Below are 12940 nucleotides of genomic sequence, written 5' to 3' on the forward strand. Positions count from 1 at the left end.
AATATGACATATCTCATAGAGAAGGAGGGAAGCCGTTGAGTCAAGCCATACCGTCTTCGCGTGTAGGTGTTAAGATTAATGAATGGTATAAAATGATTCGCCAGTTCAGTGTTCCGGATGCTGAGATTCTGAAAGCTGAGGTGGAGCAGGACATTCAGCAAATGGAAGAAGACCAGGATTTACTGATCTATTATTCTCTGATGTGTTTTCGGCACCAGCTGATGCTTGATTATTTGGAGCCTGGACAAACATACGGAAATCGCCCTACAGTGACAGAGCTTCTTGAAACGATTGAGACCCCTCAGAAAAAACTCACAGGCCTTTTGAAATACTACTCTTTGTTTTTCCGCGGCATGTATGAATTTGACCAAAAAGAATATGTGGAAGCGATCGGGTATTATCGCGAGGCGGAGAAAGAACTGCCGGTTGTGTCAGATGATATTGAGAAAGCCGAATTCCATTTTAAAGTGGCCGAAGCGTATTATCACATGAAGCAAACCCATGTATCGATGCATCATATTCTTCAAGCCTTGGACATTTATCAAAACCATCCTCTATACAGCATTAGGACGATACAAAGCTTGTTTGTGATCGCCGGCAACTATGATGATTTCAAACATTATGATAAAGCGCTCCCGCATTTAGAGGCGGCGCTAGATTTGGCAATGGACATTCAAAATGACAGGTTTATCGCCATTTCTCTATTGAACATCGCGAACAGCTATGACAGATCAGGAGACGATCAGATGGCTGTAGAACATTTCCAAAAAGCGGCGAAAGTAAGCAGAGAGAAAGTGCCTGATCTGCTTCCGAAAGTCTTGTTTGGATTAAGCTGGACATTATGTAAAGCGGGCCAAACACAGAAGGCGTTTCAGTTCATAGAGGAAGGATTAGACCATATCACAGCACGTTCTCACAAATTTTATAAAGAATTGTTTCTGTTCTTGCAGGCCGTGTACAAGGAGACTGTTGATGAACGAAAAATTCATGATCTTTTAAGCTATTTCGAAAAAAAGAACCTGCACGCTTACATTGAAGCATGTGCCCGGAGTGCTGCCGCTGTTTTTGAAAGCAGCTGTCACTTTGAACAAGCTGCTGCGTTTTATCGGAAAGTGCTGAAAGCCCAAGAAGATATTTTAAAAGGAGAGTGTTTATATGCCTATTAAGAAAAAAGTGATGATGTGCCTGGCTGTTACTCTAGTTTTCGGAAGCATGTCGTTTCCATTCCTGGCATACTCCGGTGGATTTAAGGAATCAACAGATCGAAATACGACGTATATCGATCATTCCCCTTACAAACTTAGTGATCAGAAGAAAGCCAAAGCCCTTAGCTAGGGCTTTTTCTTGCTTTACGGAAGACGTTCCATTTTCCACATCGCGGCATTCCTTCTATTTCTAACGCAAGACACTCGAAACAACCAAACCATTTGAGGTATAATGGATAAAGTGAATAACAGTATTTAGATTGATATATATGAAAGAGAGTGGAACATCATGGGCCGTAAGTGGAACAATATTAAAGAGAAGAAGGCGTCTAAGGACGCAAATACGAGTCGGATTTATGCGAAGTTTGGCCGTGAGATTTATGTGGCGGCGAAACAGGGCGAGCCTGATCCGGAATCCAACCAGGCGCTGAAGGTTGTGCTTGAGCGTGCGAAGACTTATAGCGTGCCGAAAAACATCATTGAACGTGCGATCGAGAAGGCGAAGGGCGGAGCGGAAGAGAATTACGATGAGCTTCGTTATGAGGGCTTCGGGCCGAACGGATCAATGATTATCGTTGATGCGCTGACGAATAATGTAAACCGTACGGCGCCGGAAGTGCGTGCGGCGTTCGGGAAAAACGGCGGAAACATGGGTGTGAGCGGATCTGTTGCTTACATGTTTGACGCGACGGCTGTAATCGGTGTGGAAGGCAAAACTGCTGACGAAGCGCTTGAAATCCTGATGGAAGCGGATGTTGATGTACGTGACATTTTAGAAGAGGATGACAGCGCGATCGTGTATGCCGAGCCTGATCAATTCCATGCGGTGCAAGAGGCGTTTAAAAACGCGGGTGTCGAGGAATTTACAGTAGCGGAGCTGACAATGCTTGCGCAAAGTGAAGTAACGCTTCCGGATGATGCAAAGGAACAGTTTGAAAAATTGATTGATGCATTAGAAGATTTGGAAGATGTTCAGCAGGTATATCATAACGTTGATTTAGGTGAGTAAGGAGTGAGCAGGCTGTTATGGCCTGCTTTTTTTGTCCCGGAAATTGTTTTAGCTGTATGTAGGCGGCCGCCTATACGATCTATAAGATATTCTCATACTCTGGACTGTAACCTATGTGAAGGAGAGAGTGAATATGACTGATACAAGACATATGTATGGCGGACCTGGTTTTGGTCATTATCAGGGCTTTGGTATTGGCCACCCGGGCTATGGCATGCAAAGCACAGGCTATCCGGGCTATGGCATGTATGGAGGCTACCCAGATCATGGCATACATGGCGGAGTCGGCGGCTATCCGGGCTATGGTGGTGGGTACGGTGGTTACCCAAGCGGCGGCTATGGAGGCTCTCCGGGAACTGTAAGTTATCCGAACATGCACCATGAAAATGATGGCCATCACCACTATTATCACCATCATCATGATGGAAAAGATAACCTTCATCACCATCATCACCATGTTGGAAAGGATAATCACCACCACCATCATGATGGTCATTATGGCCACCATCACCACCATATGGGCCACTGGGGAAAAGACGGTTATAAATAAAGAAGATGATGGTATAAAGAGGACACTCTTGCAGATCAAGAGTGTTTTTTATCTTTTTTCTTGACTGTTCAGTCTGGAAACTGGTAACATTTGTTTCGGGAGGTGATCGTCTTTTGGGGAGGAATAAAGAATTTGATACGGCGCTTGTTCTTCACAGGGCGATAGAGGTTTTCGGAGAGTATGGCTACGAAGGAACGTCTCTTCAGGATCTGCTCTCTCATTTAGGCATTGCGCGCCAGAGCTTGTATGATACGTATGGCACGAAGCGTGATTTGTTTTTGTCCGCTGTGAAAACGTATCTTGAAGGGAAAAACACTGCCGTTATGGAAAGGCTTGAAGCGCCAGGAGCTGTAAAGGAAGCCATTCGTGATATTTTTCAGGAAGGTGTCAATGCTCTGAGGGACCCTGAACGGGCGAAGGCGTGCTATATCATTAACAGCGCGATTGAACAGATTCCGCATGACCCTGAGCTTGCCCTGTATTTTGAAAGACAATCCAAGCAGCTTGAGGACGCTTTTTATCAGGCGCTTTTAAGAGCGAAGGACCAAGGAGAATTGAATGGCGAAGATACTGATATATCTGCGCTTGCCCGGTACCTGAATCAAAGCAGGCTGTCTCTGACATTTGTTGCGAAAGTGACGGCTGATATGGATCGGCTTCAGGACCATGTTGACGTGAGTTTATCAGTGCTTGATTAACATGTGGTAAAGGATTCTTTGCCCATGTATGTATTTTTCGGACTGAATAGTCTAGAAATAAAAATGAGGTGATGATGAATGTTGATGAATGAATTTGAAAAAGCATGTGAAACATTGAGAAAGTTTATGGCTTATATGCTTGAGAAGGACATGAAGAGCTGGACGGAGCTTTGGGATGAGAATGCTGTATTTGAGTTCCCTTATGCGCCGGAGGGATCACCAAAAAGAATAGAAGGAAAAGCGGCCATTTACGATTATATTAAGGATTATCCTAAGCAGATCCATCTTTCTTCATTTACCACTCCGACAGTGTACCGTTCAGCAGACTCGAATACGGTGATTGCGGAGTTTCAATGTGACGGCCATGTGATTGAGACTGGACTGCCTTATCGCCAAAGCTATATCAGTGTCATCGAAACGAGAGACGGCCGCATTGTGCGTTATAGGGATTATTGGAATCCGCTTGTTGTAAAAGAGGCCTTTGGAGGATCATTTTTGCAAACAGAGGAGAGTGGGAAATGATGAAACAGAATCCGATTTTAATCACGGGCGGGACTGGCACAGTCGGCAGCCGAATCGCCAGCCGTTTAATAAAGCTGGGATACAGAGTGCGTATTGCAAGCCGAAAAAAGGGCGCGCTTGCAAGCGCGGAGTATGTGTATTTTGATTGGAAGGATGCCTCCAGTTTTACGCCTGCTCTAGAACAGGTAAAAGACATCTATCTTGTTGCTCCGGTTGGTGTACTTGATCCGGCTCCCTATGTGCTTCCCTTTTTAAAGGAAGCAAAGCGTCTCGGCGCAAAGCGGGTAGTGATGCAAAGTGCGTCTGTTGTCTCCGAGAACGGTCCCGTGTTTGGCGCGCTTCACCAGGCAGTGCGCGAGTTTCCAGAATGGACGGTGCTGCGGCCCTCATACTTTATGCAAAATTTCATCAATGTCCAGCATCGCATGTCTATTCAAACGGAGGGGCGCATCACAACGGCTTCGGGTGAAGGAAAACTTGGGTTTATTGACGCTGATGACATCGCAGAAACAGCCGGCAGGGCTTTGATTGATGATGTTCCTCATCAAACACATCATATTCTGACAGGTCCCGAGGCGCTGAGCTATGCCGAAGCGGCGGAGATCATTGGAGCTGCGGCGGGACGCCGGGTGGAGCATGTCAGCATTTCTCGTTCCGAGCTGCAGAATCGGATGGAGACAGCTGGTTTGCCGGCTGATTATGCGGGATTTATGGCGGGGCTTGATGAGGCAATCAGCCATGGTGCGGAACATCGGGTAACGGATACAGTGAAGCGTGTGACGGGAAAAGAACCTCGTTCGCTGTCAGAGTTTGCGGCTGCTCATGCTGCATATTGGAAACACTGACCTCGTTTTGGACTGAATAGTCTAGAAAGACCTTCGGCGCTTCCGAAGGTCTTCTTATTGAAAAAGCTAAGTCGTGTTTTAGTCATAATCATGCCTCCTGCCTCATACCTATTAAGGTCATTGTTTTTGAGAAAGGAGGAGCCGGAATGAAGGATATGCAGCCGTTTACGCCTGTCAAATCATATACGCCCTTTCACAGCCGTTTTGATCCCTGTCCGCCCATAGGGAAGAAATATTACAGAACGCCCCCTAACCTTTATATGACCTTTCAGCCTGAGCACATGGAGCAGTTTTCGCCGATGGAGGCTTTGAGGAAAGGCACCCTTTGGAAGGATCTCTATGATTTTTATGAAAACCCTTATCGAGGGGGAGACGCACATGGCAAAAAAGGTTGACGCCGAATATTATCGTCAGCTAGAGCAAATACAGGCTGCTGATTTTGTGCTTGTTGAGCTGAGTCTTTATTTAAATACACATCCTCATGATGAAGATGCGTTGAAGCAATTCAATCAATATTCCGGCTATTCAAGGCACTTAAAAAGACAGTTCGAATCCTCTTACGGACCGCTTCTGCAGTTCGGCAACAGCCCCGCGGGCAAGGATTGGGATTGGGGAAAAGGGCCATGGCCGTGGCAAGTATAAGGAGGAATGCCTGAATGTGGGTGTATGAAAAGAAGCTGCAATACCCTGTCAAGGTCAGTACGTGCAACCCGACGCTGGCGAAGTATTTGATTGAGCAGTATGGCGGAGCGGACGGCGAGCTGGCCGCAGCTCTCCGGTATTTGAACCAGCGTTATACGATTCCTGATAAGGTCATCGGCCTTTTAACAGATATCGGCACGGAGGAGTTTGCCCATTTGGAAATGATTGCGACCATGGTCTATAAGTTAACGAAAGACGCCACACCGGAGCAGCTGCGTGAAGCTGGGCTTGGCGATCATTACGTCAATCACGACAGCGCGCTTTTTTATCATAATGCGGCGGGCGTGCCGTTTACCGCGAGCTATATCCAAGCGAAGGGCGATCCGATTGCCGATTTATACGAAGATATTGCCGCAGAAGAAAAGGCGCGGGCGACGTATCAATGGCTGATTGATATTTCGGATGATCCTGATTTAAACGATTCCCTGCGTTTTTTGCGTGAGCGTGAAATCGTACACTCTATGCGCTTCAGAGAAGCGGTTGAAATTTTAAAAGAAGAACGGGATAAAAAGAAGATTTTCTAATAGGCAGATTGGCCTCTCTTTCATACACCCTTTTACATACAGAGAAAATGGTCTGTTTTTGCAGTTTGGTCTGCATTATAATCAAGGTGTGTGTGCAAGCTTACTTTTTGATTGGGAGGCCTTTATGTCAGCTTTTAAGATTGAGAACGAAACGATTGCAGATGGATTTTACGCGTGTCCGGCCGTCTATGAGGATGCAGAATCGATTACCGGGTTGCTCGTCCGAACAGCTGAATGGCTCCGGGATCGGGGTTCTAACCAATGGAGCGGACTTCTGAAAGGGCAAGATATACATGATATCACGGGGTCAATTGAAAAGGGACATGTGTTTGTGTTTAAAAAAGATGAAGAGCTTGCGGCTGTCGTGATGCTGCTGCCTGCACCGAGCGAGTGGGACCGGACGCTTTGGGGAGACGATGGGCATGAGGAGTCCATTTATTTACACCGCCTCGCAGTAAGCCGCCGGTTTGCGGGACAGGGGCTTGGAGCCCGCGTCCTTCAGTGGGCGGAGACGGGCATACACTTTCCGGAAAAAACGCGGATCCGGCTTGACTGTGTCGCTGATAGTGACGCCCTGCATTCCTTTTATCGGCGTATGGGATATGAATTCATGGGTGCTGATGCGTCCGGATATCATTTGTTTGAGAAAGAGATTACGGCAGAATAAGCGTCCTTTGCAGGGGGCTTTTTTGTCTTTTTCTAAAAGGGAGGCAGGCGATGTGTGGCCAATATTATTTGTGACAGGGATTGTGACGGCTTGTCTGTTTGCTGGCGTATCCGTATTGATGCGGATGAGATTTCCTGACAAAAGTCGGCCGGAATGGATGTTGGCCGGGCTGATCGTCCTTGGTGTGTTTGCGATCTGGTACAGCCTCGTGTATGTACGCGGCTGGGAAGGGGCTGCGCTCGGAATGCTTGGATTCAATGTCATTTTCGGAGCCATTGCCGGATATTTGATCGATAAGGCCATCCGGCGTTACAGGAAAAGATAAGGCTGCTGCCGTCTCTCAACAGGTCGAAATTTTCACAGACCGGCAGGAATTTTCTTTCGAAAGGAGAAATACATATTACTTTAAAATGAAAGCGTTTTCCAAAGCAGGAAGGTGATGTTGATGATACACAGTGTGGCAAATGGGCTGAATCATTTTTGTACGTGGGTGATGAGACTGGCCTATTTGAATGTGCTTTGGATTTTGTTTTCTCTTGCAGGCCTGGTTGTATTTGGGCTGATGCCCGCTACTGCCGCGATGTTTACAGTGGCGAGAGAATGGGCGAAGGGGAATACAGATGCCCCGGTGTTTTCTGTCTTTTTTCGGACGTTTAAAAAGGAATGGCGGGCATCACAGATCCTCGGGCTTATCGTTGTGACGGCTGCCCTGTTTCTGTTTGCGGATATGCGGATAGCGGCTCAGATGGACCAGCCTGTGCTCGTCAATGTATTCCTGAGCATTAGTTTGATTTTCGCGTTTGTTGTGCTGTATGTGTTCCCGGTGTTTTCTCATTTTGACGTAAAAATCAGAGAGGTGCTGAGCATCAGCTTTTTCATTGCCTTCAGCCGTCCGGCGGTGACGCTTTTGATGGCGGCGGGCGCTGTCGGTGTGCTTTGTCTCGTTCTGTTTCATGTCACGTTTCTATTGTTTTTCAGCGGGAGTTTACTCAGCCTGATCTTAACGAAGCTGTCTTTTAAAGCGTTTCGGTCAATGGATCAGCGGCAGGAGAAAGAAAAGGCGGCATGAAGAAAAGAGTTGCTGGCTGGTACAGGCGGATGAAGATTAAGGATAAGCTGTTTGTGTTTCTATCGTTGATTATGGCCGTATCCTTTCTGTTTGTATACAGCGGGGTCCAGTATGCCTTTCATGTGTATGATGAGCAGATTTACCGCAAGTCCTCGGAGGTGCTTCGGATGTCTTCTGAAAGGATCGAAGACGAGCTGAAGAAGATAGAGGATGTGTCATATGAAATCATTACGGACGAACAGATTCAGCGCATCCTGAGCATGCAAAATCGCGATGATACGTACGATCAGTATCAAATGAAGCAGGAGCTCTGGGATCAGCTGGCTGGATATGCCAGCGATGAAAAGTACATCGATTCCATTCATTTGATTGATGCCCGCGGCTCAGAGTATTCAGCCGGAAGCAGTTCTTCAGATCTTTTGCAGCAGGAGCAGGAAGAGGTATTTAAGCGAGTGAAAGCGAAAAATGGAAGAAATCTTTGGATGACGCTCGGCGGGTCAGATCCTGTCCTGATTTCAGCACGGCAGATCAGGTCCTATCACCAGCTGAGTCTGAACGGCTTGGGCATGGTGCTGATCCAAGTCAATGTAAAACAAATGATTCGTGATGTGCCGAAGGATTGGGGCGATTCAGTCGGAGACATTATGATTGCTGACCAAGGCGGGAATTTGGTGTATACGGCACATGCATCAGCGCATGTTCCTGAGGCAGCAAAAGAGACGCTGAAGCACCCCGGTTATGACTTGATAAAAAAGAATGGCAAACGTTACTTTATTTCTTATCTTCAATCATCCTACCAAAATTGGAGCTACTATAACGTTATCCCCTTTGATCAGATATTCGCGAAAATTTCCTTTATGAAAACAGTGATCGGCACATGCTTTCTCCTCTTTTTCTGTGTGGTTTTGCTTTTCGGAAGGAAAATCGCCAACAGCATCACGGAGCCGATTGAACAGCTTGTGACCGCGATGAAATCGGTACAGCACGGCGGCATTGAAGCAGGTGTGTCGCTTTCTCTGCCGGAACATACACAGGATGAGGCCGGCATGCTGAACCGTCATTTTACTGTCATGATGAAACGGATTAATGAGCTGATGGAAGAAAATGTGGAAAAACAGCTCATCATTAAAGAAACCGAATTGAAAGCACTGCAAGCCCAGATCAACCCGCACTTTTTATATAACACGCTCGAGTCCATCAATTGGCTGGCCAAGGCGAATCAGCAAAAGCAAATCTCAAAAATGGTGGAATCGCTCGGTTTTCTTCTGCGAAACAGCATACATATGAAGAAGGATATCGTGACCATTCAGGAGGAGGCGGACATCGTACTCCACTATATGACCATTCAGCGATTTCGATTTGAAGAGCGTCTGAACTTCACGTTGGATATTGACGATGAGGTCAAGCATTGCCTCATTCCGAAACTGACGCTCCAGCCGCTTGCGGAAAATGCGATTCAATACGCGCTTGAACCCTTTACAAGGCCATGCGCCATCCGGATTCAGGCCAAAAAGGCGAAGGGCTGTGTCTGTATTACGGTCGAAGATAACGGCCCTGGCATGGATGGACGGATTCTTGAATCAACGGGCGGAAGAGGAATCGGACTGTGGAATATTCGCGAGCGCATCAGCCTGACATTCGGAGATCCATACGGATTGCGGATTCAGAGTGAGCATGAAAAGGGGACGAGGATTGTGATCACAATACCGTGCCGAAATGAGGTGGTGTGATGTATAAAATACTGCTGGCTGATGATGAGAGGATTATCCTTGATGGAATGGCAGGAATCATTGAGTGGGAGTCGCTTGGTGCCTCATTGATCAGTAAAGCGCAGAACGGACATGAAGCATATGAAAAGATTGTACATAAGCAGCCGCATATCGTCATCACAGACGTCAAAATGCCCGGCATGGACGGGCTTGAGCTGATCAAAAAGGTGTCAGCCGTCAGCCCGTCGGTGAAATTTATCGTCCTGTCTGGGTTTGGAGAGTTTGAGTACGCAAAGGAAGCCATGAAATATGGGGTGAAGCATTATTTGCTGAAACCCTGCAATGAACAGCAGATTATCAGCTCGCTGGAGGAAATCATTGCTGAGCTGAAGCGGCAAGATGTGCACAAAAAGAAAACAGCCCATCTGAAACACGAGCTGGACCATATCCGTTCCTTTGCAGCCGATCAATACTTGGAAGGCTTGATCGCCGGTGTGGCCCAGCTGTCTCCGCCGCCTTCACTTGCCGGAAAAAAGATCCGCCTCTTGATCTTAAAAGGGGAACAATCTATTGATGCCGCAGCCAGAGAGGCACTCGGGTCGGCACTGACAGCGGTTTGCAGCAGCGGAGAATGGACCGTACTCGCCGTAGAGGAGAACGCCGCTGAAAAGGTGGCGGAGGTTTTTGCAACCCGCAAGCTGGCCATCAGTCAGGCGGGAGAACTCCGGCACGCGGGGCAGCTGTTTCGTGACACAGCTGAAGCGTCTGGTGACCTGCATGGGAGCGCAGTGATTTCGAAAATGATCAGGCTTATTGCCGACGAGCTCGGAAATCCGAATCTGTCCTTAAAATGGGCGGCGAAGGATATGTTGTTTATGAATCCTGATTATCTCGGGAAGTTATTTAAGCAGGAAACAGGCGAGAAATTTTCCCAATATGTTACACGAGTGCGTCTTGAACATGCGATGAAACAGATGAAAATGAGGCGGGATGCGAGTGTATCAGAAATTGCTGAAGAAATCGGGTTTGGCGATAATCCGAAGTATTTCAGTCTTGTTTTTAAAAAATATACCGGTCTGACACCGTCAGAATTCAGAAGAAAACAGGGAGGCGCTTCCGCAGGATAGCCATCTCTGTTTTTTTGACTTTCGCCACTGTTTTTTGAGTGTTTCGCCCTATCCGAACGCTTTAAAATAAAATGTAAGCACTTACATTAAAGGGGGGATTGGTTTGAAGAAGATTTGTTACGTGCTGTTATCCCTTGTCTGCGTCTTTTTTTTCAGCGGATGTTCAGCTGGTGAAGAGGCCTCAGGAAAAAAAGAAGACGTTACACTCAGAATCGCGTGGTGGGGCGGGCAGCCAAGACATGATTATACAACAAGGGTAATTAAACTTTACGAGGAAAAGAATCCGCACGTCCATATTGAAGCGGAATTTGCGAACTGGGATGACTACTGGAAAAAGCTCGCGCCCATGTCTGCCGCCGGCCAGCTTCCTGATGTCATTCAAATGGATACCGCTTACTTAGCCCAATACGGAAAGAAGAACCAGCTGGAAGATTTAACGCCGTATACAAAGGATGGAACGATTGACGTCAGTTCAATCGACGAGAATATGCTGTCGGGCGGAAAAATCGACAATAAGCTATATGGATTTACGCTAGGTGTCAACGTGCTGTCTGTGATTGCCAATGAAGATTTGCTGAAAAAAGCCGGTGTGTCTATCAATCAGGAAAACTGGACGTGGGAGGATTACGAGAAGCTGGCGTATGATCTTCAGGAAAAAGCCGGTGTCTACGGTTCCAACGGAATGCATCCGCCTGATATTTTCTTCCCTTATTATTTGCGCACAAAGGGTGAGCGCTTTTATAAAGAAGACGGCACTGGCCTCGCGTATCAAGATGATCAGCTGTTTGTCGATTACTTTGAGCGGCAGCTGAGGCTGGTGAAAGCGAAAACGTCCCCAACACCTGATGAAAGCGCACAGATTAAAGGGATGGAAGACGATTTTATCGTCAAAGGCAAATCAGCGATTACATGGAACTACTCCAATCAATATTTGGGCTTTGCCCGGCTGACAGACTCGCCGCTGTCTCTCTATCTGCCGCCGGAGCAAATGAAGGAAAAGGCGCTGACATTGAAGCCGAGTATGCTGTTTTCCATTCCGAAAAGCTCTGAGCATAAAAAAGAGGCAGCGAAATTTATTAATTTCTTCGTGAATAATGAGGAAGCGAACCAGCTGATTAAAGGCGAGCGAGGTGTTCCAGTCTCCGACAAGGTGGCGGATGCGATTAAACCGAAGCTGAATGAGGAAGAAACCAACATCGTGGAGTATGTAGAAACCGCGTCAAAAAACATCAGCAAAGCCGATCCGCCAGAGCCTGTGGGAAGCGCGGAGGTCATCAAGCTGCTGAAGGATACGTCAGATCAGATTCTGTATCAGAAGGTATCGCCGGAAAAAGCCGCCAAAACGTTCCGGAAAAAGGCCAATGAGATATTAGAGAGGAATAATTGACGGGAAATGGGGCTGATGCAATGAAAAAAAGCCGGAGTATAAGAAAAGACAATCTGGCGGGATATGCTTTTATTTCTCCGTTTATCATCGGGTTCCTATGCTTTACGGTGATCCCGATGGGGGCGTCCCTGTTTCTGTCCTTCACGAGCTATGACTTGTTTACGGCGCCGAAATGGATCGGGCTCGACAACTTTAAGGAAATGTTTACGGGTGACGAAAAGTATTGGCAGTCTCTGAAGGTGACGTTTACGTATGTGCTTGCCGGGGTTCCGCTCCGCCTCGGCTTCGCGCTTTTTATCGCTGTCATTTTAAACAATGCAGCAAAAGGAACGGCCATTTACAGAACGCTCTTTTATCTGCCTTCGATCATCGGCGGGAGCGTCGCCGTGGCGATTATGTGGCGCAATATTTTTGGCAATGACGGGGTCATCAATGCGCTGCTGTTTTTTGTCGGAATTGATCAAAAAATTCTTTGGTACCAGAATCCGACAAGTGCACTGTGGACATTGATTCTGCTGTCCGTCTGGCAGTTCGGGTCGTCAATGCTGATTTTTCTGGCCGGGCTGAAAAACATTCCGTCTTCTTATTTGGAAGCGGCAAGTGTGGATGGGGCAAATCGGGTGCAGCGTTTCTTCAAGATCACGCTTCCGATTCTTACACCGATTATTTTCTTTAACCTAGTGATGCAGACGATTTCTGCTTTTATGACATTTACACCTGCCTATATCATTTCGAAGGGCGAGGGCGGGCCGCTTGACGGGACACTTCTCTATTCGCTCTATTTGTTCCAGCGGGCGTTTAACTATTTTCAAATGGGCTACGCATCGGCGATGGCGTGGGTCATGCTTGTCATTGTCGGGCTGATTACGCTCATATTGTTTAAAACATCGTCATATTGGGTTCATTACGAGTCAAAGGAGGAATGA

General features: G+C 47.1%; 16 protein-coding genes and 1 pseudogene. All 17 read left to right on the top strand.

The features are described from left to right. Positions 1-35: 35 nt before the first annotated feature. The 17 genes and pseudogenes from rapH to NSU05_RS03745 all read left to right on the top strand — a co-directional run bounded on the left by rapH (position 36) and on the right by NSU05_RS03745 (position 12940). Complete coding sequence (gene rapH, locus NSU05_RS03665) at positions 36-1166, top strand: response regulator aspartate phosphatase RapH (RefSeq protein ID WP_038428548.1); 1131 nt, start codon at positions 36-38, stop codon at positions 1164-1166. Further along, positions 1156-1335, top strand: a complete 180-nt coding sequence (phrH, locus tag NSU05_RS03670) for a phosphatase RapH inhibitor PhrH (RefSeq protein ID WP_038428551.1) — start codon at positions 1156-1158, stop codon at positions 1333-1335. The genes rapH and phrH overlap by 11 nt, the downstream gene beginning before the upstream one ends. A 159-nt stretch (positions 1336-1494) precedes the next feature. Further along, positions 1495-2214, top strand: coding sequence for a YebC/PmpR family DNA-binding transcriptional regulator (locus NSU05_RS03675; RefSeq protein WP_003242611.1), 720 nt, complete (start codon positions 1495-1497; stop codon positions 2212-2214). Between the two features lie 133 nt (positions 2215-2347). Next, complete coding sequence (yeeK, locus tag NSU05_RS03680) at positions 2348-2764, top strand: spore coat protein YeeK (RefSeq protein ID WP_038427497.1); 417 nt, start codon at positions 2348-2350, stop codon at positions 2762-2764. Positions 2765-2877: 113 nt separating this feature from the next. Then, positions 2878-3462 carry a TetR/AcrR family transcriptional regulator gene (locus NSU05_RS03685; protein ID WP_038427498.1) on the top strand — a complete coding sequence of 195 codons (585 nt, stop codon included), beginning with the start codon at positions 2878-2880 and terminating at the stop codon, positions 3460-3462. A 78-nt stretch (positions 3463-3540) separates the two neighbouring features. Beyond that, entirely contained in the window at positions 3541-3984 is a 444-nt protein-coding gene (locus NSU05_RS03690; RefSeq protein ID WP_038427500.1) for a nuclear transport factor 2 family protein, read from the top strand. Next, positions 3981-4846, top strand: a pseudogene (locus NSU05_RS03695) (NAD-dependent epimerase/dehydratase family protein); the annotation flags it as partial. The gene NSU05_RS03690 and the pseudogene NSU05_RS03695, both read left to right, overlap by 4 nt. A gap of 129 nt (positions 4847-4975) precedes the next feature. Continuing rightward, the gene (cotJA, locus tag NSU05_RS03700; RefSeq protein WP_003219489.1) at positions 4976-5224 is read left to right on the top strand and encodes a spore coat-associated protein CotJA; all 249 of its coding nucleotides are present in this window, start codon (positions 4976-4978) and stop codon (positions 5222-5224) included. Then, positions 5208-5471, top strand: a complete 264-nt coding sequence (gene cotJB / locus NSU05_RS03705; protein ID WP_003219491.1) for a spore coat protein CotJB — start codon at positions 5208-5210, stop codon at positions 5469-5471. Before cotJA ends, cotJB begins: the two co-directional genes overlap by 17 nt. A 14-nt stretch (positions 5472-5485) precedes the next feature. Then, positions 5486-6055 (top strand): spore coat protein CotJC, encoded by a 570-nt coding sequence (gene cotJC, locus NSU05_RS03710; RefSeq protein ID WP_003233850.1) that lies wholly within the window; start codon positions 5486-5488, stop codon positions 6053-6055. Between the two features lie 124 nt (positions 6056-6179). After that, entirely contained in the window at positions 6180-6722 is a 543-nt protein-coding gene (locus NSU05_RS03715) for a GNAT family N-acetyltransferase (protein WP_015252620.1), read from the top strand. 22 nt (positions 6723-6744) lie between these two features. Then, on the top strand, positions 6745-7047 hold the full coding sequence (locus NSU05_RS03720) for a YesK-like family protein (protein ID WP_038428556.1): 303 nt from the start codon (positions 6745-6747) through the stop codon (positions 7045-7047). Between the two features lie 114 nt (positions 7048-7161). Beyond that, entirely contained in the window at positions 7162-7791 is a 630-nt protein-coding gene (locus NSU05_RS03725; protein ID WP_082200926.1) for a YesL family protein, read from the top strand. Then, positions 7788-9521: a two-component system sensor histidine kinase YesM gene (gene yesM, locus NSU05_RS03730; protein ID WP_038427503.1), complete on the top strand. Its 1734-nt coding sequence runs from the start codon at positions 7788-7790 to the stop codon at positions 9519-9521. Before NSU05_RS03725 ends, yesM begins: the two co-directional genes overlap by 4 nt. Beyond that, positions 9521-10627: a two-component system response regulator YesN gene (yesN, locus tag NSU05_RS03735; RefSeq protein WP_038427504.1), complete on the top strand. Its 1107-nt coding sequence runs from the start codon at positions 9521-9523 to the stop codon at positions 10625-10627. The genes yesM and yesN overlap by 1 nt, the downstream gene beginning before the upstream one ends. A 103-nt stretch (positions 10628-10730) precedes the next feature. Further along, entirely contained in the window at positions 10731-12014 is a 1284-nt protein-coding gene (locus tag NSU05_RS03740; protein WP_038427505.1) for an ABC transporter substrate-binding protein, read from the top strand. After that, entirely contained in the window at positions 12011-12940 is a 930-nt protein-coding gene (locus tag NSU05_RS03745; RefSeq protein WP_003233835.1) for a sugar ABC transporter permease, read from the top strand. The genes NSU05_RS03740 and NSU05_RS03745 overlap by 4 nt, the downstream gene beginning before the upstream one ends.

Source organism: Bacillus sp. EU52 (assembly GCF_037964975.1).
Classification (GTDB): domain Bacteria; phylum Bacillota; class Bacilli; order Bacillales; family Bacillaceae; genus Bacillus; species Bacillus subtilis.